The sequence below is a fragment of the Microbacterium canaveralium genome (assembly GCF_047238045.1).
Lineage (GTDB): Bacteria > Actinomycetota > Actinomycetes > Actinomycetales > Microbacteriaceae > Microbacterium.
The window spans coordinates 2814411-2840275 of sequence record NZ_JBDFMA010000003.1; the positions used below are offsets into that span (position 1 = coordinate 2814411).

General features: G+C 72.1%; 20 protein-coding genes. 9 read left to right on the top strand and 11 right to left on the bottom strand.

All coding sequences use genetic code 11. From position 1 onward, the window contains the following. The first annotated feature begins 182 nt into the window (after nt 1–182). Nucleotides 183–527 carry a LysR family transcriptional regulator gene (locus tag ABC271_RS14505; RefSeq protein WP_412925540.1) on the top strand — a complete coding sequence of 115 codons (345 nt, stop codon included), beginning with the start codon at nt 183–185 and terminating at the stop codon, nt 525–527. A gap of 168 nt (nt 528–695) precedes the next feature. On the opposite strand, the gene ABC271_RS14510 is transcribed toward ABC271_RS14505, so the two are convergent. From ABC271_RS14510 to ABC271_RS14525, 4 genes are all read right to left on the bottom strand, one after another. Further along, nucleotides 696–2336, bottom strand: coding sequence for an ABC-F family ATP-binding cassette domain-containing protein (locus ABC271_RS14510; RefSeq protein ID WP_412925541.1), 1641 nt, complete (start codon nt 2334–2336; stop codon nt 696–698). A 67-nt stretch (nt 2337–2403) separates the two neighbouring features. Then, nucleotides 2404–3441 (bottom strand): hypothetical protein, encoded by a 1038-nt coding sequence (locus ABC271_RS14515; protein WP_412925542.1) that lies wholly within the window; start codon nt 3439–3441, stop codon nt 2404–2406. Nucleotides 3442–3544: 103 nt separating this feature from the next. After that, nucleotides 3545–5860: a glycosyltransferase gene (locus ABC271_RS14520; RefSeq protein WP_412925543.1), complete on the bottom strand. Its 2316-nt coding sequence runs from the start codon at nt 5858–5860 to the stop codon at nt 3545–3547. Then, nucleotides 5857–6795, bottom strand: a complete 939-nt coding sequence (locus ABC271_RS14525; protein ID WP_412925544.1) for a WcbI family polysaccharide biosynthesis putative acetyltransferase — start codon at nt 6793–6795, stop codon at nt 5857–5859. The genes ABC271_RS14520 and ABC271_RS14525 overlap by 4 nt, the downstream gene beginning before the upstream one ends. Before the next feature lie 68 nt (nt 6796–6863). Between ABC271_RS14525 and ABC271_RS14530 the strand changes: the two genes are divergently transcribed. From ABC271_RS14530 to ABC271_RS14545, 4 genes are read left to right on the top strand one after another with little or no spacing between them, the layout of a single operon-like run. Then, nucleotides 6864–7997, top strand: coding sequence for a glycosyltransferase (locus ABC271_RS14530; RefSeq protein WP_412925545.1), 1134 nt, complete (start codon nt 6864–6866; stop codon nt 7995–7997). Beyond that, a complete protein-coding gene (locus ABC271_RS14535; protein ID WP_412925546.1) occupies nt 7994–9130 on the top strand; it encodes a glycosyltransferase in 1137 nt (378 codons plus the stop codon). The genes ABC271_RS14530 and ABC271_RS14535 overlap by 4 nt, the downstream gene beginning before the upstream one ends. Then, a complete protein-coding gene (locus ABC271_RS14540; RefSeq protein ID WP_412925547.1) occupies nt 9124–10140 on the top strand; it encodes a hypothetical protein in 1017 nt (338 codons plus the stop codon). The genes ABC271_RS14535 and ABC271_RS14540 overlap by 7 nt, the downstream gene beginning before the upstream one ends. Continuing rightward, on the top strand, nt 10137–10952 hold the full coding sequence (locus tag ABC271_RS14545; RefSeq protein WP_412925548.1) for a glycosyltransferase family 2 protein: 816 nt from the start codon (nt 10137–10139) through the stop codon (nt 10950–10952). Before ABC271_RS14540 ends, ABC271_RS14545 begins: the two co-directional genes overlap by 4 nt. Before the next feature lie 78 nt (nt 10953–11030). On the opposite strand, the gene ABC271_RS14550 is transcribed toward ABC271_RS14545, so the two are convergent. Genes ABC271_RS14550 through ABC271_RS14565 form a run of 4 tightly spaced genes read right to left on the bottom strand, consistent with a single transcriptional unit; the run spans nt 11031 to nt 15811 of the window. Next, nucleotides 11031–12713, bottom strand: coding sequence for a glycoside hydrolase family 13 protein (locus ABC271_RS14550; protein WP_412925549.1), 1683 nt, complete (start codon nt 12711–12713; stop codon nt 11031–11033). Nucleotides 12714–12741: 28 nt separating this feature from the next. Next, nucleotides 12742–13659: a carbohydrate ABC transporter permease gene (locus ABC271_RS14555; RefSeq protein WP_412925550.1), complete on the bottom strand. Its 918-nt coding sequence runs from the start codon at nt 13657–13659 to the stop codon at nt 12742–12744. Beyond that, nucleotides 13656–14570, bottom strand: a complete 915-nt coding sequence (locus ABC271_RS14560; protein ID WP_412925551.1) for a carbohydrate ABC transporter permease — start codon at nt 14568–14570, stop codon at nt 13656–13658. Before ABC271_RS14560 ends, ABC271_RS14555 begins: the two co-directional genes overlap by 4 nt. Beyond that, nucleotides 14567–15811: an ABC transporter substrate-binding protein gene (locus ABC271_RS14565; protein WP_412926176.1), complete on the bottom strand. Its 1245-nt coding sequence runs from the start codon at nt 15809–15811 to the stop codon at nt 14567–14569. Before ABC271_RS14565 ends, ABC271_RS14560 begins: the two co-directional genes overlap by 4 nt. Before the next feature lie 175 nt (nt 15812–15986). Here ABC271_RS14565 and ABC271_RS14570 point away from each other — a divergent pair, with 175 nt between their 5' ends. Then, nucleotides 15987–17216, top strand: a complete 1230-nt coding sequence (locus ABC271_RS14570; protein ID WP_412925552.1) for an ROK family protein — start codon at nt 15987–15989, stop codon at nt 17214–17216. A 54-nt stretch (nt 17217–17270) separates the two neighbouring features. Continuing rightward, nucleotides 17271–18560, top strand: a complete 1290-nt coding sequence (locus ABC271_RS14575; protein WP_412925553.1) for an alpha-amylase family glycosyl hydrolase — start codon at nt 17271–17273, stop codon at nt 18558–18560. 155 nt (nt 18561–18715) lie between these two features. On the opposite strand, the gene ABC271_RS14580 is transcribed toward ABC271_RS14575, so the two are convergent. Together ABC271_RS14580 and ABC271_RS14585 are read right to left on the bottom strand one after the other, a co-directional pair. Further along, nucleotides 18716–19366: a response regulator gene (locus ABC271_RS14580; RefSeq protein ID WP_412925554.1), complete on the bottom strand. Its 651-nt coding sequence runs from the start codon at nt 19364–19366 to the stop codon at nt 18716–18718. Next, nucleotides 19363–21027, bottom strand: coding sequence for a sensor histidine kinase (locus ABC271_RS14585; protein WP_412925555.1), 1665 nt, complete (start codon nt 21025–21027; stop codon nt 19363–19365). The genes ABC271_RS14580 and ABC271_RS14585 overlap by 4 nt, the downstream gene beginning before the upstream one ends. A 157-nt stretch (nt 21028–21184) precedes the next feature. Between ABC271_RS14585 and ABC271_RS14590 the strand changes: the two genes are divergently transcribed. Next, nucleotides 21185–22711, top strand: a complete 1527-nt coding sequence (locus ABC271_RS14590) for a CitMHS family transporter (RefSeq protein ID WP_412925556.1) — start codon at nt 21185–21187, stop codon at nt 22709–22711. Between the two features lie 160 nt (nt 22712–22871). Here the strand turns inward: ABC271_RS14590 and ABC271_RS14595 are convergent, their stop codons facing one another. After that, entirely contained in the window at nt 22872–24623 is a 1752-nt protein-coding gene (locus ABC271_RS14595; protein ID WP_412925557.1) for an amylo-alpha-1,6-glucosidase, read from the bottom strand. 177 nt (nt 24624–24800) lie between these two features. On the opposite strand from ABC271_RS14595, the gene ABC271_RS14600 reads away from it, so the two are divergent. Then, nucleotides 24801–25823 carry a LacI family DNA-binding transcriptional regulator gene (locus ABC271_RS14600; protein WP_412925558.1) on the top strand — a complete coding sequence of 341 codons (1023 nt, stop codon included), beginning with the start codon at nt 24801–24803 and terminating at the stop codon, nt 25821–25823. The last annotated feature ends 42 nt before the right edge of the window (nt 25824–25865 follow it).

Here is a 25865-nt window from a genome sequence, read left to right on the forward strand (position 1 = left end):
GCGCCCGGCGCCGGGCGCCGCGGGCCGGGCGCCGAGCGCACACAATCGGGTCGAGAGCACACGCTCGGGGCGTCTCGAACGTGTGCGCTCGGCCCGAATGTGTGGCCTCGACCCGTGGGCGGCCTGGGGCGGCCCGGGCGCGGTGGGGGCCGGGGTGGAGGCGGCGGGGGAGAATGGATGCCATGAAGCTCGCGCACCTCGTCCGGTTCGCCGCCCTCGCCGAGGAGCTGCACTTCCCGCGCGCGGCCGAGAAGCTCGGCATCCCGCTCGCCTCGCTGTACACCACGGTCGACAAGCTCGAGGAAGAAGTGGGCCAGCCCCTGGTGTCGCGGACGCCGCCGACACGGCTGACCCCGGCCGGCGCGCTGCTCCTCGACGAAGCGCACGCCCGGATCGCCGATGCGCCTCCGCAGGCCTCCGCGGCGCCGAAGGCCCGGGGCGGCAAGGCCAAGGCATCCAAGGGCACGGGTCGCGCCCCGATCGTCAAGGGCCAACCGAAGCCGTACAAGAAGCGCCAGGGCCGCTGACGCGTCCGCACGTCCGCACGTCCGCGCGTCCGGCATCCGGCATCCGGCATCCGGCAATAAACGCTTGCTGCACTGGGAAACGCTCGCAGCGCGCGTGTCTGAGTGCAGGAAGCGTTTATCGCGGGAGGGGCGGCGCGGCCGACCGCCGCACCGGCGCCGACCGCCGCGTCACAGCTCCGCCACCCGGCCGCTATCCACGCGCCAGTGGCGGTCGGTCTGGACGGCGTCGAGCATGCGGCGGTCGTGCGTGACGAGCAGAAGCGTGCCCGTGTAGGACTCCAGGGCCTGCTCGAGCTGCTCGATCGCGGGCAGATCGAGGTGGTTCGTCGGCTCGTCGAGCACGAGCACGTTCACCCCGCGCGCCTGCAGCAGCGCGAGGCCCGCGCGCGTTCGCTCCCCGGGCGAGAGCCCGTCGACGGGGCGGGTCACGTGGTCGGCCTTCAACCCGAACTTCGCCAGCAGGGTGCGCACCTCGCCCGCGGCCATCTCGGGTACGAGCGCCTCGAACGTCTCGGCCAGCGGCCGCTCCCCCACGAGCAGCGACCGGGCCTGGTCGATCTCGCCGATGGCGACGCTCGACCCGAGCGACGCCGAACCCTCGTCGGGCGTCTGACGACCCAGGATGCCACGCAGCAGCGTCGTCTTCCCGGCACCGTTCGGCCCGGTGATGCCGATGCGCTCGCCCGCGTTCACCTGGAGCGAGACCGGCCCGAGGGTGAAGGTCCCCTGCCGGAACACGGCACCGGAGAGCGTCGAGACGACCGAGCTCGACCGCGGCGCGGCGCCGATCGTGAACTCGAGCTTCCATTCCTTGCGCGGTTCCTCGACCTCGTCGAGCCGCGCGATGCGGCTCTCCATCTGCCGCACCTTCTGCGCCTGCTTCTCGCTGGACTCCGCCGACGCCTTGCGGCGGATCTTGTCGTTGTCGGGCGCCTTCTTCATCGCGTTGCGCACGCCCTGACTCGACCACTCACGCTGCGTCCGCGCGCGGGCGACGAGATCCGCCTTGGTCTCGGCGAACTCCTCGTACTTCTCGCGGGCCTGGCGACGCAGCGTCGCCCGTTCCTCGAGGTACGCGTCGTAGCCGCCTCCGTACACGCGGTGCGAGTTCTGAGCGAGGTCGAGCTCGAGCACGCGCGTCACCGAGCGCGCGAGGAACTCTCGGTCGTGGCTCACGAGCACCACCCCGCCGCGCAGGCCCGTGACGAACGACTCCAGGCGTTCGAGGCCGTCCAGGTCGAGGTCGTTCGTGGGCTCGTCGAGCAGCGCGATGTCGAAGCGCGAGAGGAGCAGTGCCGCCAAGCCGACCCGCGCCGCCTGTCCGCCGGAGAGGCCGGTCATCAGCGCGTCCGGGCCCACGTCGAGGCCCAGGTCGGCGAGCACCACCGGCATCCGCTCGTCGAGGTCGGCCGCGCCGCTGGCGAGCCAGCGCTCCAGCGCCGTCGAGTAGGCGTCGTCGGCTCCTACGGCCTCGGGGTCGCCGAGGGCGGCGGCCGTGGCATCCATCTCTCTCGTCGCCTCGGCGCAGCCGGTGCGCCGCGCGATGTACTGCGCCACCGTCTCGCCCGCGACGCGCTCATGCTCCTGCGGGAGCCAGCCGACGAACGCGTCGGACGGGGCGAGCGCGATCGTGCCCGCGAGCGGCTCGTCGACGCCGGCGAGCAGTCGCAGCAGCGTCGACTTGCCGGCGCCGTTGGCGCCCACGACACCGATCACGTCGCCCGGCGCGACCGTGAGGTCGACGCCCTCGAACAGCGTGCGGTGGCCGTAGCCTCCCGCGAGTCCTTGGGCGACGAGCGTGGCGGTCATGCCTCGATTCTCCCAGGGTCGCGGCTCGGCGACCGCGCGCGCGAGCGGGATGCCGACCGCCTCGCGGTCAGCGCACGCCGCCGGCGCGGAGCGTCCTCGGCCAACCGGCCCCGGGGGCGGCGACGAGCACTTCGGCGTCGCCCGTGAGACGCCAGGCGCCGAAGGCGTACGGCACGGCGTAGGCCTGGCCGCGCTCGATCTCGACGCGCCCGACCTCGGAGACGAGCGCCCCGCCACCCTCGGTGACGAGGACGACCGCGAAGCCCGCCTCCCGAGGGGCGGTCTCGCCGGCGGCGTCGAACAGGCGGAAATACGGATCGGCCGCGGCGGGCAGCAGCGAGCGGAACGCCGCCTCCGCCGGAGTGCTTCCCGCCGTGCTGATGAGGGCGGCGAGCGCGTCGGCATCGAGCTCCTCGGTCGAGACCGCGGGCATGACGGCGTCGAAACCGAGGTCGAGGTGCGATTCCTCGCGGGTGGAGGTCGTCACCGACCACTCCAGCAGGATCGAGAAGTCGGTCGGCTCCTGCACCTCCGCCAGGAAGATTCCGCCGTCGAAGGCGTGGACCGTCCCGGCGGGCACGAGCACCCCCATGCCCGGTCGCACGACGACGCGGTTCATGTGGGCGAGCATCCATTCGCCGTCTTGCGCGTCGCGCCGGCGATCGAGTTCATCCCGGTCGACGGAACGACTCCACCCGACGTGCACCGCGCACTCCCCCTCGGTCTCGAGCACGTACCAGGCCTCGGTCTTGCCGTAGGGGCAGTCGAGGTGGCTCGCGGCGAAGCCGCGGTCGGGGTGGACGTGAACGGGGAGACGCTGACCGGCGTCGATGAGCTTCGTCAGGATGCCGACGTCGCCGGCATCCCGTCCTCCGCGGGCACCCACCCATGCGCCGCGGTCGGCGCGCACGAGATCGCGGAGGAGGGTGCCGTCTTCCGTTGCGGCAAGACCCGCTCCGTCGGAGCCGAACCGCGCCACGGTGGAGCCGATCCACTCCTCGGGCTGGTGGTCGGTCTCGGGCTCGATTCCGCGCAGCGCGGCGAGGCGATGGCCGCCGAGATAGAAATGCTGCACGGGCCGGGGCGGCAACAGGAGGGGATTCACCGGTGACTCCGATCGGTCGGGGGACTCGGCGACGTCGCCGGTCCGTTCCAGAACTACAGCACGGGCGCCGGGCGGGCCCGCGGGCTCTCCGCGTGACGGTCGCTCACGTGAAGCGGTCGAGACCGCCCCACCCGCCCACCCAGGCCTCGAGGTGGGGCTCGTCGCGCACGACGTGGATGCCGGATGCCACGAGCTCGCCCGTGGTGAACCCGACCTCGGCGCCCCACCGCTCCGCGCGACGGCGGGCGCGCCGCGCGACGGCGGTGCCGACCGCGGTGCCGTCGGCAGCCCGGACCCCGAGCCACCCCTCGTCGCCCTGTCCGAGCGCGGCGAGGCGGGATGCCAGCGGCCCGGCGGCGTCGAGGAGGACCGGCCGGTCGAGCTGCCAGACCACCCGGGCGTCGGGGACCGCGCCCGACCGGACGCGGGGATCCGCGGCGAGCGCACGGGCGGAGGGAGGTGTGTCGAGAACGATGACGGCGCGGGGGAAGGCCGCGAGCAGCGAGTCGACGCAGAGGAACGTCGCCGCGTCCGTATGCTCCCCCGCGAGGTGCACGACGAGGTCGGGCGTGGCGGGGAGCAACCCTCGCCCGGCGGAACCGGCGACGGGGATGTCCGCGGCGAGGCGCAGCGTCTGGTCGTTGCCCTCGCGGACGCGGTCCCGGTCGCGACCCGACCAGTCGGGGCCGTCGTGCCACGCCACCGCGTCGGGGACGTGCGCGAGGACGGCACCGGCCTGCCAGGCACGGTTCACCCACTCCCAGTCCTCGCCGCCGTACGACGTGAACGATTCGTCGAAGCCGCCGATCTCGTCGAAGAAGGTACGGGAGCAGGCCATGACCGCTCCGATCACATGGCGGTAGGAGCGGTCGTCGGCGCGCAACAGGTTGTCGGTGCGCGCGTACTCCTCCCGCAGCCACGCGGGCTCGGGGAGCTCTCGATCCGGTCCCGCTTCGGCGACCGCGACATCGGGGCCGAGGCCGGCGAGGTCGGCGTGCCGACGGCGCCCCACCGTGACCGCCTCCGGCACCAGCGCGGGCAGGCGCGTGAGCGCCCGGACGTAGCCGGGTTCGGGGGTCGTATCGGCATCCAGGAAGCACACGACGTCGCCGGTGCTCGCCGTGACGCCGAGGTTGCGTGCGGCCGCCGCGCGGAACCCCCGGTCGGCCTGGCGCACGAGCGTGACGCCGTCCGGCACCACAGGCGCCACGGGCGAACCGTCGTCGGCAACGACGATCTCGAGTCGGTCACGGGGGTGGTCCTGCCGCGCGAGGGCCGCGAGGGTGCGGGCGAGCTCCTCGGGCTGGGCGTAGTGCGTGACGATCACGCTCACCCGCGGTGGCTCGGGCTCCTCTCCCGCGACGAGATCCCACCGGTTCCCGACCACCCAGCCCTGGTCGCCCGGCGACGGGTGTCCGGGACGCTCGTCCGGAGGGGAGGCGGCGGGAGCGGGCAGGGCGGCCCACCACGCCAGATACGCGCGGGCGACATCGGCGGGGCCGACGGGGACGGGATGGATGCCGTGCCACGTGGCATCCGGATCGTCCGCCGCCGTGCGCACCGCGGCGGCGAGCGCGGACGGCTCGACGGGCAGGAGGGTGCCGGGCCGGAGAGCTGCCATCTCGTCGACGTAGCGGTTGCGGACGGCGATCGGGCGGCGGCCCCACCCGATCCACGACGCCAACGACCCCGACGCGGAGACGTGCCGGTGGGCGATGACCGGGACCGAGATCGCGCGAGCCCGCTCCGCCATCGCGTCGTCGTCGAGCCACCCGGTGACCTCGACGGCGACCCCGGCGTCGGCGGCGCGGCGGACGAAGGCCTCGAGGTCGACGGCGTGCCCGTCGGAGGCCCGCCCCAGGATCGTCATCCGGCCGATCCCGGCTTCCACGGCTGCGGCGAGCGCCTCGTCGTGTCCCTTGCCGGGGTAGAAGTACCCGAGGACCCCGACGGTCCCGTCGGGCTGAGGACGCGTCCCCTCGGTGAGAGCGGGCACCGGCAACGGCACGACCTCGACGGGCCCGCGCCAGACGTCCTCCTCGACGAGCAGGTCGCGCTCGTGCGCGCTGTTCACCGCGACGCCGTGGGCGGCCCGCGCGACGGTGGCGTAGAAGGCCCGGCGCCGCGGGCGGTTGCGCTCCCCGTCCGAGGCTTGCGGCACGTCGTGCAGCGTGACGGTGACGGGGTGCCGACGCGCCAACGCCGTGAATCGTGCGGTCGCCTCCTCGGGCGACGCGCCCCACTGCCGGTCGGTGACGTGCACGTGCACCGGCGTTCCGGCCGGAAGCTGCGCGAGGTCGTCGAGGGTCGCGACGTCCCACGTCGGGTCGAGGATGCGCACCTCGGCCGCGACCGCGCGCGCGTAGGCGGCCACACCGTGCGGACCGGGCGGCGCGAGCAGAACCGGACGCACGCTCATGCCGCGCGCCACCGGCGCAGCAGCGGCGCGAGCCGTTCGACCGCGGCCGTGACGAACTCGGGGTGCGCCACGTACCACCGGCGGTGCTCCTCGGCGACGGTGTCGGCGGCGAGCGTCTCCCCCGCGACGATCCAGTCGCGCCGGGGTTCGGCATCCAGGCCCCACGCCTCGACCACCCACGGCTCGAGCGGCGCCTGCACGCCGGCGAGGATCGGGCGTCCGGGGTCCACCGCGGTGCCGGGGGCGCCCAGGGCCGCGACGATCCGCTCGCCGAGCGGCAGGAACACGGCGTTGCCGGGGTGGTTGACGGTGCGGGCGAGATCGGCCACGACCGGGGCGTAGAGATCGGATGCCACGACGTCGACGCCGAGGTCTTCGCGGCGGCGCAGCTCGGCGACGGAATCCTCGGCCACCGCGCGCACGACGGAGGGGGCAAGAGCGGACGCCACCGGCAGACGCGCCGCCTCCGCGAGCAGGCGGACGTCGTGATAGGCCACGAGCGGCGGGTCCTCCTCGACGCCGGGCCCGCGGATCGCGGCCTGGAAGGGCTGCAGCCCGCCGTAGCGGAGCGAGGGGACCACGACGGTGCGGGCGCTCGCGGGCAGCGCCGCGCGCAGCTGCGCGGTGCCGAGGGGAAGCCCGCGGTAGTCGTCGCGGATGGGTTGGACGATGAGGAACGCCGCCCCGGCCAGCAGCCGGTGCAAGCGCTCAGCGTCGGCGGCATCCATCTCGTGCACCGCGGGAACCCGCACCCCGGGATGGGCGTCGTTCGACACGACGAGCCGGATCGATTCGGCCTGGCAGTTGCCGACCACGACGCCGTACCCCTCGGGCGCGGGCGCGTCTCCGAAGAATTCGGCGTAGTGCCGCCGGCGCGCTATCACCGCCGCGGTGTCGTCCGCAACCACTGCTGACCCGTCGTGACCGCCACTCATGATGTGAACGTACGCCGTCGCCGCCGACGCCCGGGAAACCGCCGCCTTCGCTTGCGACTGTCCGGGCGATGCGGTACGCGACACGACCGACGCAGCCAGGAGGAACACCGATCGACGCCGCAGCCCCTCGCCGGATCCGGGTCGCCGCCGTGCCCGCCGGGCACCCGTACACCCGCGCCGTCACGGACGAGCGCTTCGTCGACCTCCGGTCCGACCCGCCCCCGCCCGGCGCCGCCCCGGGTCAGTGGTGGCCGCCGCAGGTGCTGCTTCCGTCGTGGATCGACGCCCACGCCGACGAGATCGACCTCGTCCACGTCCACTTCGGCAGCGAGTCGTACTCGCCGGAGGAGCTTTCGGCGACGGTGGATGCCATCCGGCGGCGGGGCCTCCCCCTCATCTACACGGTCCACGACCTGGAGAACCCGCAGCTGACCGACCAGCGCGCGCACCGCGCCGCCCTGGCCGTCCTCATCGCCGGGGCCGATGAACTGACCACTCTCACCGCCGCGACCGCGGCCGAGGTGGAGCGCGACTACCGCCGTTCGCCCGCCGTCATCCCCCACCCGACCCTCGTCGAGGACGGGACGCCGCCGGCGGGGCGGTCGCATGGCCCGACCCGCGTCGGCGTGCACCTGCGCGACCTCCGGCCCAACATCGACGGCGTGGGCACCACGGCGACCCTGGTCCGCGCTGTCGCCGAGCTCCGTGCGCGCGGCGCGGACGTCGAAGCGGTGGTGCGACTGAACGAGCACGTGCGCGACGTCGAGGCCGCGGCATCCATCGACGCCCTCACCGCCAACGCCGACGGGGTCACGCTGGAGCGGTCCGCTCGGCTCGATGACGACGCGCTCGCGGCGTGGCTCGCCGACCTCGACGCATGCATGCTCCCCTATTCGCACGGCACGCACTCCGGCTGGGTCGAGCTCTGTTACGACCTCGCCGTTCCCGTGATCGGGACACGTGTCGGCCACGTGGCCGCACAGCACCCCCACGATTTCCACCTGTTCCAGGTCGGCGACCCCGTGTCGTTGGAACGGGCGATCCTGGATGCCACGGCACCGGACTGGTCGATCCCGGGCTCCGTCGCGCGCGGAGCCGAGGTCGTCCGCCGGCGTGTCGAACGGCTCGACGAGCGCGAGCGGGTCCGCGCGGCGCACGTGGCGCTGTACCGCCGGTCGCTCCGCACGGAGCACGCGGCATGACCCGGACGATGAACCGCATGCGGGTGCTCGTGGTCGCGCCCTCGCGCTACCCCCTGCGCCAGCCCCACGCGGGAGGCCTCGAGGCGACGGTGTGGGACCGCGTCCGCTGGCTGCGGGACCGCGGACACGAGGTGACCCTGTGCGCCGCGGAGGGCTCGGACTTCCTCGGCGAGGCGCCCGAGTTCGCCCTCCCCGCCCCCGAATGGTCGCGGGTCGAGGACGCCACCGACACCGGCTACCCCGAGGGGTACGCCGCGGCGACGGAGGCGGCGCACGAGGTGCTGCTCCAACGCCTCCGGGCCGACCGGCACCGCTTCGACGTCATCGACAACCACAGCCTGCACCCCGCCCCGATCCGCTGGAGCAGGGATGCCGACATCCCCGTCGTGACGACGCTGCACACGCCCCCGCTCGAACCGCTCCTCGAGGCGGCCGCGTACGCCCGCGGCAGCGCGCACCGCTTCGTCGCGGTCAGCCAGGCCACCGCGCGGGCCTGGTCGGTCGAGGGGGTCGACGCGTTCGTGTTCCCCAACGGCATCGACACCGACCGATGGACCCGCGGGCCCGGCGGCTCGCGCTGGGTGTGGTCGGGGCGGATCGTGCCCGAGAAGGCCCCGCACCTGGCCATCGAGGCGGCGCGCACGGTCGACGCCGAGATCGTCGTCGCCGGGCGGATCGGCGACGTCGACTACTTCCAGCAAGAGGTCGCTCCGCGGCTGGGCGATCACGCCCGCTACGTCGGCGCCCTGCACCAACCCGACCTCTGCCGGCTCGTCGGCGCGTCGGCCGTCGCGCTCGTGACGCCGATGTGGGAGGAGCCGTTCGGGCTCGTCATCGCCGAAGCCCTCATCACCGGCACACCCGTCGCCGCGTTCGACATCGGCGGCGTGTCGGAGGTGCTCGCCGGGATGCCGGGCACGGCTGCCGTCATGCCGGGCGACGTGACTGCTCTCGCGTACGCGGCGCGCGAGCTCGCGCTCGAGGGAGAACGCGAACCCCTCACGCGGGTGTGGACGCGCCGCGCCGCCGTCCGCGAGCACGCCCTGAGCCGCCGGTACCGCGACATCGAACGGGTGCTCGCCCACACCGCACAGCCGGCCGCGGAGCGCCGTATCCCGGCGGTGTCGTGGTGATCGGCTGGTACGTCCACCACCACGGATTCGGGCACGTCGCCCGCTTCCTCGCCGTGCACCCGCACCTGCGGGGACCCGTGCGCGCGTTCTCCTCGCTCCCCCGACCCGCGGGGCTCGGCGACGAGGTCGAATGGGTGGTCCTCCCCGACGACGCCGACATCGTGGACCACGAAGACGGAACGCGGCTCGACCCGCGGACAGCGGATCCCACCGTGCGCGGGGCGCTGCACTGGGCTCCCCACGACCACCCCGGCCACCGCGCCCGCCTCACCCGCATCGCCGAGCGCGCAGCCGACGTCGACGCGATGGTCGTGGACGTCAGCGCCGAGGTCGTCGCCTTCGCGCGACTGCTCGGGCTCCGCACCGTCGCGGTGACGCAGCCCGGCGAGCGGACCGACGCGGCGCACGCCCTCGCCTACGACCTGGCCGACCGGATCCTCGCGCCGTGGGCGCACGGGGCGGTGCCCGCCGGCGCACTGTCCAGTCGCACCGATCGGGTCGTCTGGACCGGCGGGATCTCGCGATACGACGGCCGTCCCGCCGACGATCGGACCGCCGAGGGAGCGGATGCCGAGAGATCGGTGCTCTTCCTCGGTCGGGTGCTCGACGACGACGTGCTCCGAGAGGCCGAGGAGCTTCTGACCGCGGTCGGGTGGCGCACACGCGCCGTCGGACACGACTCCGGCTCGCGCGTCGACGACCCCTGGCCGCTGCTCACCTCGCACACCGTCGTCGTCAGCGCGGCCGGGCAGAACAGCGTCGCCGACCTCGCCGCGGCGGGGGCGCACGCGGTGGTCGTCGCCCAGGACCGCCCCTTCGACGAACAGCGCCACACGGCCTGCGCGCTGCACCGGTGGGGTCTCGCTCGCGTCGCCCCCGAGGACGTCGACGCCGCGGGGATCGTCGCGCTGGTCGAGGACGCGGCGACCGACCACCCCGACTGGTCGCGGTGGCAGGTGGCGGGGGCGGCCGAGCGCGCCGCCGAAGCCGTCGAGGCGATGCTGCCATGAGGACCGCGGTCCTCACCGTCGCCTCCGCCGCCCGCCGCGCCCACCTCGAACGCCAGCGGACGGTGCTCGCCGAGGTGGCGCCCGACGTCGTGCGGGTGGAGGCGTTCCTCGACGAGACGCCGCCGGATGGCATCCGGGATGCCGACACGCGAACCCTGCACGTGCCGCCCGGGCCGCACGGACTGCGCGTGGGGGCGGGGCGCAACGTCGCCGCGGCAGCCGCGATCGCGGAGGGCGCCGAGCTGCTCGTCTTCCTGGACGTGGACTGCCTGCCCGGACCTGAGATGCTCCCCCGGTACACCGAGGCGGCCCTGGCACACCCGGGCGCGCTGCTCGCCGGTCCCGTGACGTACCTCGCGAGCGTGCAGCGGCCCGAAATCGCCGATCTTCCGTCCGTGACGCGCCCGCATCGGGCCCGGCCCGCGCTTCACCCGGGGCAGACCCGGGTCGCCGGCCCCCACGAGTACGACCTGTTCTGGTCGCTGTCGTTCGCCCTCACCCCCGCGACGTGGGAGCGCCTCGGCGGCTTCCACGACGCGTACGAGGGCTACGGCGCCGAAGACACCGACCTCGCGTGGACCGCACGGGCCGCCGGCATTCCCCTGGTGTGGACGGGCGGGGCGGATGCCTATCACCAGTGGCATCCGGTGTCGTCACCGCCGTGGCAGCACCTCGACGACATCCTCCGCAACGGCGCAACGTTCCACCGCCGCTGGGGCGTCTGGCCGATGGGCGGCTGGCTCGAGGCCTTCGCCGCCGCCGGCGCGATCGAGCGCCGCGGCGAGGAGTGGGTGCGGGTCCCGCACGCGTGAGGGGTCATGAATCGTCGCCTCGGTGCGTCCGAAGCGACAGATTCTGACCCCTCACGCGAGAGAGACCGGGTGCGGGAGCTAGGCGCTCCGCAGCCAGGCCGTCGCCTCGCCGGGCAGCGTGCCCTCCGTGGCGGGAGCGCTCGACAGCAGCACCTCGCCCGCGGAGAGCTCCACGGGCTCGGCGCCGAAGTTCGTCACGACCGTCCAGCCGTTCGGCCGCGAGAACGCCACGACGTCCTCACGGCCGAGGTCGAGCCACTCCAGCTCCTCGGCGGTCTGCAGCTCGTGCCGCAGGTCGAGGGCCCGTCGGTAGAGCGACAGCGTCGAGGCCGGGTCGCCGTCCTGGCGGTCGACGGCGTGCGCGGCGAACCACTCCGGCTGCGGCAGGTGCGCCGCGGTACCGCCGAAGCCGAACGCGGGCGCTTCCGCCGCCCACGGCAGGGGCACCCGGCATCCATCGCGCCCGATGTCGACGCCGGGGCTGCGGAAGAACGTCGGGTCCTGCCGCGCGGCGTCGGGGATGTCCGCGACCTCGTGCAGGCCGAGCTCCTCCCCCTGATACAGGTACGCGGAGCCCGGCAGTCCCAGCACGAACAGGGTGGCGGCGCGCGCGCGGCGCTCGCCCCGATCGGCGTCGAGGGTCGGCTCGGTGCCGCCGGAGAGCAGCCACCGGTTGCCGTGCTTGAGCGTCGGACGGCCGTCGGCGGCGCGGTCGGCGTCGGGCAGTCCGTACCGCGTGGCGTGGCGGACGACGTCGTGGTTGGAGAGCACCCACGTCGTCGAGGAGCCCGACTCCGCGGCGAGCGCGAGGTTGTCGGTGACGATCCGGCGGAACTGGGCCGCGTCGAAGTCGGCCTCGAGCAGGTCGAAGTTGAACGACTGACCGAGGCTCTCGATGCTCGCGTACAGCGGCACGCGCGACGGATGCACCCACGCCTCGGCGACGGCGGTGCGCGGCGGGTCGTAGGAGTTGAAGACCGCGCGCCACTCGGCGTACACCTCGTGCACGTCGTCGCGATCGAGGAGGGGGTGATTGCCGTCCTGCGGCATCGCGGCGAGCTCGGCCGCGGAGGGCAGCGGCTCGGTGAGGTCCTTGGTCAGCATGTGGGCGACGTCGATGCGGAACCCGTCGACGCCGCGGTCGCTCCAGAAGCGGAGGGTCTTCACGAAGTCGGCGCGCACCTCGGGGTTCGCCCAGTTCAGGTCGGGCTGCGAGACGTCGAAGTTGTGGAAGTACCACTGCCCGTCGGCGACCCGCTCCCACGCGGAGCCGCCGAACACCGAGTGCCAGTCCGTCGGCGGCTCGGCACCGTCGGGGCCGGTTCCCTCACGGAAGATGTACCGGTCGCGCGCGGCGGAACCGCGGCCGGCGGCGAGCGCCTCCTGGAACCAGGCGTGGTCGTTCGAGGTGTGGTTGGGCACGATGTCCACGACGACCCGGATGCCATGGGCGTGCAGCTGCGCGATGAGCTCGTCCATGTCGGCCAGGGTCCCCAGCCGCGGGTCGACGTCGCGGTAGTCGGCGACGTCGTACCCTCCGTCGGCGAGCGCCGAGGGGTAGAAGGGGCTGAGCCAGATGGCATCCACCCCCAGTTCGGCGAGGTACGGAACGCGCGAGGTGATGCCGGGGATGTCGCCGAGGCCGTCGCCGTTGCTGTCGGCGAAGCTGCGCGGATACACCTGGTACACCACGGCCTGACGCCACCAGTCGGGGGCGTCGGAGAGCTCGCGGGCGTGCACGGAGGGTGCGGCGGTGGTCACGGAGGAGTCCTTTCGAGGGGGTGGCGGGTCAGCCCTTGACGGCGCCCTGCGTGACGCCGGCCATCACCCATCGCTGGGTGAAAAGGTAGGCGACGATCGCGGGGGCCATGGCCATGAGGTACGAGGCGAAGGCGACGTTGTAGTTGTTGCTGAACTGCGTCTGGAACAGGTTCTGACGCACGGGAAGCGTCTGCAAGGCCGGATCGCTGATGATGAGCGAGGGCATCATGAAGTCGTTCCACGCGTACAGGAAGGCGAAGATCCCGACGGTGGCGCTCATCGGGGCGAGCAGCGGGAAGATGAGCCGCCAGAACGTCTGCCAGGTCGTGGCACCGTCGATGCGCGCGCTCTCCTCGAGCTCGAGCGGGATCGAGCGCAGGAACGCGGTGAACAGCAGCACGCTGAAGCTCAGCTGGAACATCGTGGCGAGGATGATCACACCGAACGGGTTGTCGAGCCCGACCCGGCCGGTGAGCTGGATCTGCGGCAGCGCCACGACCGGGAACGGGATGAACATCGCCGCGAGCAGGTAGAAGAACGAGTAGCGGAAGAGCTTGCGGTCCCAGTTGCGGGCGATCGCGTACGACGCGAACGCGGCGAGGACGATCGCCGCCACGACCGTGCCCGCGGTGACGAGCAGCGAGATGGCGAGACCCACGGGGAACCTCGTCAGCGTCCACGCCTGAGCGAACCCGTCGAAGCTGATCGGCGCGGGGAACGAGAAGGCGTTTCCGTCGACGACCTGCGCTCCGCTCTTCAGTGCCATGGTGACGGTGACGTAGAGCGGGAGGAGCACGGTGACGGCGCAGAGCACGAGGATCGTCGTCGTCGACCAACTGATGCGTTCCGCGCCGACGCGGCGGAAGCGGGCGCCCGAGCGGCGGCGGGACGGGACGGAGAGCTCGGCCTGCTCGAAGGCGAGCGCGGGCTGGTTCACGGCGGTCATGACAGGGTGTTCCTTCCCCGCGTCAGCGAGAGCTGCAGGAGCGAGATGACGACGGCGACGAGGAAGAAGAGGGCCGCGTTGGCCATCTGGTAGGCGTAGTCGCCGCCGTTGAATCCCAAGATGATGGACATCGCGACGCTGCGGGTCGCGGTGCCGGGTCCTCCGCCGGTGAGGCCGACGATGATGTCGTAGGCGTTGAGGAAACCCTTGAAGCCGAGGATGACGTTGATGACGACGTATCCGGCGACGAGCGGCAGCGTGATGCGCAGCAGTTGCTGGACCTTGCCGGCCCCGTCGAGTCCGGCCGCCTCGTATACGTCGCCGGGCACCGAGAGGAGGCCGGCGATGTAGATCAACAGCGTCCCCGGGATCGCCTGCCACGCGGTCACGATCACGATCGCGAGCCAGGCGAGGTCGGGGTTGGCGAGCAGGCTCGACTCCAGCCACGGGATGCCGAGAGCAGACCCGGCCTGCGGCACGGAGTTGCTGAAGAGGAAGTTGAAGACGTAGGCGATGATGATGCCCGAGATCACCATCGGGATGACGAAGACCGTGCGCAGCGCTCTCTTGAAGCGGATCTGCGCGGTCAGACCGACGGCCAGGAGGAAGGCCGCGACGTTCACGACGATCACGGTGGCCACCGAGAAACCGAACGTGAAGAGGTAGGCCTGGAGGATCGCCGGGTCGCTGAAGATCGCGATGTAGTTGGTCAGTCCGATGAAGTTCCACTCCCCGATCCCGATCGAGTCGGTGAAGCTGAAGAAGATGCCGATGATGCCCGGCACCGTGATCGCCAGCGTGAACAGGACGAGCGTCGGGATCAGGAAGAAGTAATAGATCGGCTCGACGCGACGGGAGCTGCGGCGCGCGGCCGCCTTCCCGCCGGTGACGATCGTCGTGGTGGTGGTCATCGCTCGTCTCCCTCGGCGGCGGAATCGGTGGTCGACGCGGCGGGCTGCCGGAAGGCCAGGCGCGCCCAGTCCTGGTCCATCGTCCGCAGGGTGGCCTCGGGCGAGGCGCCGAGGATCATCGCCTGGGCGTAGTTGAACGTGGGGATCGTCTTGGGGACGAGCACGGACGCGCCCTGGTAGATGCGGCCCTCGTCGTAGTACGGGATCATTCCCGCGACGCGCGGGTCGGTCGGGGCGGGGGCGTCCTTCGTCGGGGCGAAGCCGAGCTGCGACTCGTTGTACGCCTCGATGATCTCCGGTTGGTAGAGGTACTCGAGGAAGTCGCGGGCGGCATCCTGATGCCGGGAACCCTCGGGGATGATGGCGGCGAGGTCCATGTTGACGCGGACGGCGAGGTCGTTCGGGTCGTTCGTCATCGGGAGCGGGAAGGTACCCACCGGCAGGTCGGGCGCCGTTTTCGCGATCTCGCCCAGCGCCCACGGTCCCTGCAGGTACATGCCCGCCTGGCCCTGGGCGAACGCGAGGTTGCCGTCGCCGTACGCCCGGCTGTCGGCATCCGGATTGGTGTAATTCGTGGCGAGCTCGGTCATGCGGTCCATGGCGCCGGCGAAGTCCTTCTGGAACGACACGCTCGAATCGGGTCCCACCTGGTCGCCCTCGGCCGCGAGCGAGTCGAAGAAGTCGATGACGTCGACCGACCCACCGACGGCGTAGTCGTACCAGCCCTGGCCGACGGTCCAGTCGTCTTTGAACGTGCCGTAGAAGGGAGCGATGCCGTTCGCTTCGAGGGTCTCGGCGGTCTGGATGAGCTCGTCCCACGTGGTGGGCACCGTGAGTCCGAGGCGGTCGAAGATCTCCTGGTTGTAGATCACCGACGAGGCCATGACCGAGTACGGCAGCGCGCTCGTCCGCCCCGCGCAGACGCCGTACTGGTCCATCAGCGGCTGCAGGTCTTCGCGGACGGTCGCGGCCGCAGCCGTGCCCGAGAGGTCGGTCAGCGCGCAGCGCTGCACGAAGCGGGCGACCTCGTAGTTGTAGTTCGCGAGCATGATGTCCGGCGGGTTGCCGCGGACGAAGCTCGCCGAGACGACGTCGACGCCCGAGGCATCCATCTCGACGCGGACCGTGTCCTGCGAGGCGTTGTAGTCCGCCACCACCTGGTTCATGAACGCGAGGGCTTCGCGCTTGCTGAAGGTGAAGCGGATGGTCTCGCGACCATCGGCCGAGCACCCGGCGAGCATCGCTGCCCCCAGCGCCGCCACCGTCAGCGCTGCGACCCCTCGTCGCACCGTTGCCGTCTTTCTCGACACGTGTCCTCCTCGCATCCTTGCGATCTTGAATCAGTGATTAAATCTACTCGCCAAATCAATGTGTTGACGGCAGTATTGCATCGGGGTCGAAGGGAGTCAAGATTCGATGACGGATGCCACACCCTCGGTGCCTTCGCTCCGACGCCACAGCCTCGACGCCGTGCTCGCTTACGCGTGGGACGCCGAGGCGTTCACCGCGAGCGACGTGATGGCCGCGGTCGCCCTGACCCGCTCGACGACGATCGACGTGCTCGACGAACTCGTCGCGCGCGGGCTGCTGAGCGAGATGCCGAACGCCCGCGCCGTCGGTGAGTACTCCAAGGGGCGCCCCGCCCGGCGCTTCGCGCTGCGCGCCGACGCCGGACTCGTCGTCGGGGTGGATGCCGGCCGCGGACACGTCACGGCGACGGTCGCCGACCTGCGCGGCGTCCCGGTCGCGACCTCGCGTCTGTCGATCGACCCGGAGCGCGACTCCCCCGAGCGCCGTCGCCGCGCCGCCGAGAAGGTCGTGGATGCGACCCTCACCCGGGCACGCGCCTCGCGGGGCGACCTCGTCGCAGTGTGCGTGGGCGTGCCCGCCCCCGTCGATCGCGCGGGCCGCTCGCCCGCCCACCACGACGGCTTCTGGCAGCGGATGAACCCCGACTTCATCGACACCTTCGCCGCGTGGGCACCGGTGGTCCGGGTCGAGAACGACGCGTCGCTCGCGGCCGTCGCCGAGCACGCGCAGGGTGCCGCCGTCGGGTACGACGACTTCGTGGCGCTGCTCGCCGGCGAGCGCTTCGGCGCCGGGTTGTGGCTCGACGGTCGCCTGCTCCGCGGCGCGCACGGCGGCGCCGGCGAGACCGTCGCGTTCGACCGAGTCGAGGGTGTCGGCAGCGCCTTCGGCCTCGCTCCCCGCACGGTCGACGCCGCGCGGGCGGCGATCGCGGCGGGCACCCTCCCCGCCGGGAGCGCGTTGGCGGACGAGTCCCCGGACGACCTGGATGCCAAGCGCGTGCTCGACCTCGCCGCCGCCGGCGACCCGGGGGCCCGCGCCGTCGCGGCCGAGGTCGGCGGCCAGCTCGCGATCGTGACAGGCCTCCTCGGCAGCCTTTTCGACGTCCGCCGGGTCGTGATCTCGGGCGCGATCGCCGCCGGGGCCGCCCCGATCATCGCCGCGGCGACCGAATCCCTCCCCGGCGCGCTGCACCTGCCGCCGCCCGAGATCGTGGCATCCCCGCTCGGCGCCGACATCGTCTCGATCGGTGCTGTCGCCGCGGCGATCGAGTCGACCCGCCTGCGCGCGATCGATCTCGGGGCGTTCTCCCTCCCGGCCGAACGCCGAGGCGCGTGAGGGGTCGGGCGCAACCCGTCGCCCCGAGCCGACCCCGGCAGATAACCTCACCCCATGCCCGACTGGCCCGAACACGTTCTCTGGTGGCACCTGTACCCGCTGGGGTTCGTCGGCGCGCCGATCCGCGAGGGCGTCGACCGGGATGCCGAGCCGACGCACCGTCTCGAGCGCCTGGAGCCGTGGCTCGACCACGTCATCGAGCTCGGCCTCAACGGTCTACTGCTGGGGCCGATCTTTGCGTCCGAGACCCACGGGTACGACACCGTCGACCACTTCCGCGTCGATCCGCGTCTCGGCGACGACCGCGACCTCGACCGCCTGCTCGCCGCGGCGCGGGAGCGTGGCATCCGGGTGCTTCTCGACGGCGTGTTCAATCACGCGGGTCGCGGGCATCCCGCGTTCCAGGCGGTGCTCGACGGCGGCGACGCGGCGCTGTTCCGCGGCGCGTGGGTCGATGGGCGGTTCGAACCCGAGGTCTTTGAGGGGCACGGGGCGCTCGTGGCGCTCGACCACTCCTCGGATGCCACCGTCGAGCTCGTGGTCGACGTGATGTGCCACTGGCTCGATCGCGGGATCGACGGTTGGAGACTGGATGCCGCCTACGCGGTGCCGGCGGAGTTCTGGGCCCGCGTCCTCCCCCGTGTGCGCGAGCGTTTCCCCGGGGCATGGTTCCTCGGCGAGGTGATCCACGGCGATGGGCCGGCGATCGTCCAGGCATCGACGATGGACGCACTGACGCAGTACGAGCTGTGGCAGGGGATCTGGCACGGGATCGCCGACGGCAACTTCTTTGAGCTGAGCCACGCGATCGAACGCCACGACGAGCTGCTGGCGACGTACGTCCCGCAGACGTTCGTCGGCAACCACGACGTGACGCGGATCGCCTCGGCGGTGGGCGGGGACCTCGTGCCGCACGCCCTCGCCGTCCTGTTCACGGTGGGCGGCACGCCGTCGGTGTACGCCGGCGACGAGTTCGGCTGGACCGGTGTGAAAGAGGAGCGCGAGGGCGGCGACGACGCGGTGCGGCCGGAGTTCCCCGCAAGCCCGGGCGACGTGACCGACGTCGACGACCGCATCCTCGACGCGCATCGCGCGCTCATCGCGCTGCGCCGACGGCATCCGTGGCTCTGGCGTGCCCGCACCGACGTGGTCGAGGTGACGAACACGACGCTCGTGCTGCGCACCGCGGTCGACGACGAGGCGGTGATCGTCGCCCTGAACATCGGCGACTCCCCCGCGTCGCTTCCGACCGCCGACGCCGCGACGGTGGTCGCCGGCGACGGCGTCCTGCGCGATTCCCGCGCCGCTCTGGCCCCGCACGGCTGGGTCGTGCTGGAGCGCTGAAGAACCTCGTCCCACTTCTGGCGGTGCATGTCCCACTTCTGGCCACCCACCGCCCCTCCCACCAGCAATAAGTGGGACGAGGGGATGCCGGCGCCCACCGCCTCAGCCCTCCCACCGGCAATAAGTGGGACGAGGGGATGCCGGCGCCCGCCGCCTCAGCCGCCGGCGCGGAAGCGGTGCTCGGGGCGGCCCGTCGAGCCGTAGCGGAGTCCCACGGTCACCACGCCCCGCTCGGCCAGGGCGGTGAGGTGGCGCTGCGCGGTCGCGCGGGAGATGCCGATGCGCTCGGCGACCTCGGACGCCGACGCCTCGTCATCGCCGAGCGCCGCGAGCACGCTCTGCTCGGTCGCGGACCGCGCGAGGGACGCGCCGTCGCGCTCGCCCCGCATGACCGCGGCGGCGCGGTCGACGTCGTCCTGGGTCAGCGGCCGCGACGTCGCGAGGAGGTTGCGGTACCGCGCATAACGGTCGAGCCGCTCGGCGAGCACGCGCGTGTCGAACGGCTTCACGAGGAACGCCAGGGCTCCGGCCGCGAACGCGCGCCGCACCGTCGCGGCATCCGTCGCCGCCGACAGCACGAAGGCGTCGAGGCCGGTCGACCGGACGAGCTCGATCCCGTCGCCGTCGGGGAGGTACACGTCGGCGAGCACCAGGTCGGGGGCGTACGCGGCGATCGCCGTCCGCGCCTCGCCGATCGTGCGCGCGGGTTCCAGCGCCGCGAACCCCGGGCGCGCGTCGACGGTGTCGCGGTGGAGCCCGGCCACCCGGAAGTCGTCGTCGACGACGAGCACACGAATATCGGTCATCTCTCCCCCTCGGTCGCGGGCCGCGGTGCACCCGGCGGTCGCGCAGCCCCTTCGGGGCGCGAGCGCAGCACGCCCGGCAGTCGCGCCGCGACGACGGCGCCGCGGCCGTGCCCACCGGCATCCACGATCCAGACGTCTCCCCCGTGCCGCCGGGCGAACTCCCGCGACAGCGGAAGGCCGACGCCGAGGCCGTGGACCGCGGCGGGGTCGTCCGTACGCTCGCGGGGGGCGAAGGCCGCGTCGACGTCGGCGATGCCGCCGCCGGTGTCGGCCACCGTGAGCACGACGTCGGCTCCGTCTCCGAGCACGGCGACCTCGACCTCGCGGGGCTCGCCCCCGGATGCCGCGGCGCTCACGGCGTTGTCGACGAGGTTGCCGAGCACGGCGACGACGTCCTCCACGTCGTCGACGGTCGACGACAGCCAGGTGTCCTCCGAGACCCGCAGGGTCACCGCGCGCTCGCGCGCGGACAGGCCCTTCGCCCCGAGGAACGACCGCAGCATCGCGTCGCCGACGAGATCGAGACCCGGCACGGCCCAGTCGACCGACCCCCGGTCGACGAGGTCGGCGAGGAACGCCCGGGCCTCGGTGACACGGCCCGCGTCGAGCAGCCCGACCGCGGCGTGGACCCGGTTCGCGTTCTCGTGGCGCTGCACCCGCAGCGCGTCGCCGAGCGCCCGCACGCTGTCGAGGCGGTCGGACAGCGCCAAGACATCGGTGCGGTCGCGCAGCACCGCGACGCGGCCGAGGGCGCGCGGGCCACGCCGGACGGGCCGGACGTCGACGAAGACGACGCGTTCGCCGATCGGCATCCCGTTCGGGGCACCCGATCCGGCGAGCGCGACGACGACGGCGTCGGGAAGCCCCAACTCGTCGAGCGGTCGCCCGACCGCCCCCGTCACCCCGAGAAGAGTCTCCGCCGTCGCCGTGCACACCCGCACGACGCCCCTGTCGTCGATCGCGACGACGCCTTCGTCGGCGCTCTCCAGGACGGCGGTCTGCGTCTGCACGAGAGCGACGAGCTCTTCCGGCTGCACCCCGAGGGTCAGCCGCTCGAGGCGACGACGCATGAGCAGCGCCACGGCGACCCCGAGGCCCACCGCGACGGCGACGGCGATGCCGATGCCGATCAGGAGCGCGGGCAGGTCGTCGAACACGCTCGCGCGCTCGAATCCGACGCTCACCTCGCCCACGGGGTCGCCTCCCCCCGGCGGATACACCGGCACCTTGGCGCGCGCGGATTCGCCGAGCGTCCCGGTCTCCCACGTGACGACCTCGCGTCCGGCCAGCGCGTCGGCGAAGCTCGTGCTCACCACCTGTCCCAGACGGTCGGGGTCAGGATGGGCGAGCCGGATGCCGTGGTCGTCGGTGATCACGACGAACAGTCCCTCGGTCCGCGCGGTGACGTCGGAGGCGTAGCGCTCGAGCGTCCCGCCGCGCAGAGCAGCGGCATCCGGGGTTCCGGGGTCCGCGGAGTAGGCGGCGACGAGTTCGCGGACCTCGGGTGCCTCGGCGACCGAGCGGGCGATGTTGAGGGCGGACGAGTCCGCTTCGGCGCGGAGTTGTTGGATGCCGAGCCACGCGAACACCGCGGTGCACACGGCCACGACGGCCACCATCGTGCCGATCTGCACCAGCAGCATCCGGGTGGCGAATCGCATGACACCTCCGGACGCCGTCGTGCGCGAAATGCGCAGAACACACGCTACGCGCACAACGTCGCTCAATGCGAGCAAGCGCGCGCTGCGGCACCCGGATCCGTAGCCTCGCCCCATCCCCGGCGCGGAGCGTGCCGGCATCCACGACGAAGGAGTCGCGATGACCCCCCACATCCTCCTGGCCGAAGCGGCCGACTACGCCGTGGCGTACACGCCCGCCGACGGCGTGCTCGTGGCCCTCGGCTTCCTCATGGTGCTGTCGTTCATGGCGCTGATCATGACGCGGCGCCTGACCCCGATGGTCGCGCTCATCGTCGTCCCGACGATCTTCGGCCTCATCGCCGGCGCCGGGTTCGGCATCGGCGACATGGTCATCGACGCGATCGGCAAGCTGGCCCCGACGGCGGCGCTGCTGATGTTCGCGATCATGTACTTCGGCATCATGATCGACGTCGGGCTGTTCGACCCCCTCATCCGCGTCATCACGCGCGTGCTCGGCGACGACCCGGCCAAGATCGTGCTGGGCACGGCGATCCTCGCCGGCGCGGTGTCGCTGGACGGCGACGGCTCGACGACCTTCATCATCACGACCTCGGCGATGCTGCCCCTGTACCTGCGGCTGGGGATGAGTCCCGTCGTCCTCACGTGCGTCGCGGGCCTCATGAACGGCACGCTGAACATCGTGCCGTGGGGCGGGCCGACCGTCCGAGCCGCCGCGGCCCTCGGCCTGCAGCCCACCGACGTCTTCGTCCCGATGGTGCCGTCGCTTCTCGCGGGCCTCGTCGTCGCCCTCGCCTTCGCGTGGTTCCTCGGCCTGTCCGAGCGCAAGCGCCTCGCGGGATCCGTCGACACCTCGCGGTTCGACGCCCCCGGCGGATTCGGCCGCCTCGGTGCGCCGAAGCTGTTCCGCGGCGCCGAATCGAAGCCCGGCGCCGTCGCCTCCCTGCGCACGGGGAACATCGTCACCGTCCGCGGCGGGCGCGGTGCCGTCGCCGCCCCCGAGCTCGTCGACGCCGCGGACACCGCGATGGCCGACACGATGCTCGACCCGAACCGCGCGACCCTGCGCCCGAAGCTCATCTGGATCAACCTCGCCCTGACCGTCGCCGTGATGGTGCTGCTGGTGATGGACGTGGTGCCCCTGGCCTTCGTGTTCATGGTCGGAGCCGCGCTCGCGCTCATCGTGAACTTCCCGAAGCTCCGCTCGCAGGCCGACGAGATCGTCGCCCACGCGCCGAGTATCGTCGGCGTCGTCTCGATGGTCCTCGCCGCCGGCGTCCTGGTCGGAGTGCTCAACGGCACCGGAATGGTCACCGCGATGGCCGACTGGATCACGCAGATCATCCCGTCGTCGCTGGGACCGTTCCTCGCCGTCATCACCGGCGTGCTGTCGATCCCGTTCACGTTCTTCATGTCGAACGACGCGTTCTATTTCGGCATCCTCCCGGTGCTCGCCGAGAGCGCCGCGAACTACGGGATCACGCCGGTCGAGATGGCACGTGCGTCGATCACCGGCCAACCGGTCCACCTGCAGAGCCCGCTGGTCCCCGCGATCCTGCTGCTCGTCTCGCTCGCGGGCGTCAACCTCGGCGACCACCACAAGAAGGTCCTGTGGCGCGCGACGATCGTCTCTCTCGTGATGCTGGCGGTCGGCGTGCTGGTGGGGGCGGTGCCGCTGCTGGGTTGAGGCCGCACGGCAACGGGGCTGAGGCCGCACGGCAGCCTCGATAAACGCCCACTGCACTGAGAAACGCGGTCTCCCAGCGTTTCTCGGTGCAGCGGGCGTTTATCGGTGGCCCGGGGCGGGAGGGGCGGGCCGGAGTCGGGATCCGGCCCGCCTCTCGCTCTCAGGCCTTCAGGTCGCCGCGTCGCGCCGCGTCGCGCACGAGGATGAGGTAGACGGCGGCGGTCCAGGTGTACGCGCGATCGCGAAGCCCCTCACCCGTCTGCGCATCGAAGTTCTCGGCAAAGCCGCCCCGCTCGCACAGACGGCGGAACCGCGCGCTGATGTCGTCGGCCAGCGCCGCCTGACCCGAGCGTCGCAGACCGTCTTCGAGAAGCATCGTCGACGGAGCCCAGATGGGGCCTCGCCAGTAGCCGTCATCCTCGTAGTACGGGCTGTCGGGGCGCTCGGTGGCGGGCCCCCATTCCGTCAAGAACACGTCGACGGCGCGGGCGAGCGCCTCCGTCGCTGCGAGGGGGAGACGATCTCCCGCGACAATGACGAGCAGCGGAAGCAGGCTGCTACGTCCGACGTCGAGTCCGTCCACGACGGCCCGCGCGACATAGCCGTCCCCACGCCACAGCTCTTCCAGGGCCGCACCGATGCGCGCGCGCTCCGCGCGCCAGGGCTGAGGGTCGTCGTCGATCTCATCGGCGAGCGTAGCGAGCTCGTCGAGCTGGATCATCAAGACCGCCGCCAACTCGGGCGACTCGATCAGCCGCGTCCGATCGAACACCGTCGCGTTGTCCCAGCCGCTGTCGTTGCCGTGCTGGTAGTGAGCGAGCGCCCGTCCGTGCACCCGCCGCTCCTGCAGCCAGAAACGAGTCCAGCGAGCGAGCTTGTCGTAAACATCCCGCTTCTCGGTGTCCGAGAGGATCATGCCCTCGTCTTTCAGACGGCCCAGAGCCCACCCGTGGATCGGCGGTTTGACGAAGTTGTACAGCCGTTCCGAGTGCGCCACGGAGTCGGGGAGCGCGCCCGTGGGGTCCTGATTGTCGAAGGGCACCAGGAACTGGTCGAGGGCGAGATCCCGTTCTCCGGGTGCCAGGGCGATCGCGGTGAAGCAGTGGTCCCAGCTCCATACTTTGTCCATCCAGTGCTTGGACATCAGGACGGCTTCTCGTCGGAAGAAGCCCGCGGGCGAGACGGTCGCCGACCAGAGGACGTACGCAGCCAGCAACGAGGCCTCCCGGGTCGCAGACGGCAGGCCGGCGTCCGTGCTCCACGGCGCCACTCGTGCGGCGAAACTTCGGAACTCGTCGGCGACCGCCGCGACGCAGTCGTCGAACGAGAGGGATGTCGCGAACGGAGGGCGCGAGCTCTCGAACTCCTCGATGGCGATCTCCCACCCGCTCTCGCCCGCTCGTCCCGTCACCGTGACCGACCTCTCGGCGACACCGAGGACCTCGGCCCCCTCGATGCGTAGATCACCGCGCAAGACGGAGATGCGGTAACGGCATCCGGTCTCGTACGACGTGAACACCGCCGCACCGTCGCGGGGATCGACGTAGAGGTAGATGCCGGTGAAGGGGGTCAGCTGTGCAGCGACCTCGGTGAGTCGGAGAGCCGAACCGGCATCGCCGCGCAGCCGAACGGTGTCATTGCCGGCGAACACCGCCTCCACGCCGGCGAGGTCGCAGGTCCAGCGAAGGACCGAGGCATCCGCCGTTGTCGCCCATGCGCCACCCCCGCGACGCACGTCGGACCGGAGCTGGGGCTCCAGGGCGAGCACGGCGTGCATCCCGGTCCGATGCGAGACCAGGTGCACGTCGTCGACCGTCCGATGCGCCGCGACGACCGGGGACAGATCGAGCCACGAACCGCGTCGGCTGAACGGAACGTGCCGCAGGTCGAAGGAAGGGATGGCGCTCGTCATCGAGGACTCCGAATCGATTGTGGTTTCTTCTTGCGCAGGAGATGACCTCATTGTACTGTCGAACCGGTTCGAATCGAACCAGTTCGACACGGCGAAGACGACGGCGAGCGGGGACACTCGGTGGTACCACCGAAAATCCCGCCGGACACCGAAGCCCGGCAGAGAAAGGACAGCGACATGGTCAACATCGGCGACGTGGCGCGGGCTGCCGGCGTCTCTCGCAGCACGGCCTCCTATGCACTCTCAGGGAAGCGCACGATCTCGCCCGCCGTGCGGGAGAACGTGGAACGCGCGGTACGCGAACTCGGCTACACCCCCAATGCCGGTGCACGTGCGCTGGCGACGTCGCGCACGAACGTGCTCGCTCTGCTCGGACAGTTCTTCGACGACGAGTTCGCCCCCGCCATGCTGCAGTACATCCTCGGCATCACCAACCGAGCCCGGGAGCTCGGGTTCGACACCCTCCTCGTCACGGAGAGCGACGGAGTGGGGGCGCTCTCCCGCATCGCCGCTTCACGCATGGTCGACGGGTTCGTCCTGCTCAACGTCGCCGAGTTCGACGAGCGCCTCGACGCACTGCGCTCGGTCGCCCAGCCCGGCGCTCTGGTCGGATTGCCCGGAGACCCCAGCGGAGTGGATGCGTTCGATCTCGACTTCGACGCGGCCGGACGTCTGATGGTCGACCGCCTGCACGAGATGGGTCACCGCGAGCTCACCCTGGTATCCCAGCCCGAACACGTCGTGGAGCGCGGGGGTGCCTACGTCTGGCGTCTCGCCGACGCGGCCCGGGCGCGGGCGGAGCGACACGGGATCCGGCTCCACCACATCTTCGGGTCGTCGCACCAGCCCGACATCGGTCGGGACCTCCACGCCGTTCTGGACGCGCACCCCGACGCGACCGGCCTTCTGCTCAACAACGAAGCCGCCGCTGCCGCCCTGCCCTCGGTGCTCGCTTCCCGCGGTCTGAGTTCTCCGACCGATCTCTCCGTGATCGGGCGCTACTCCGACGAATTCGCCCGCACGTTCTCGTTGCCCTACAGCGCCATCGACAGCGCAGCCGATCTTCTGGGTCGCCGCGCCGTCGAACACCTCGTTTCCCGTGTGCACTCCCCCACGCCCACGGACACCCACGTCGTCGACCTGATCGCGCCCGTCATCGATGACCGCGGCAGCATTGCCGCACCCCCACCCCGCCGCTGAGGCGAACCCACACAGCGCTCACCCGAGCATGTTCGAGGAGGA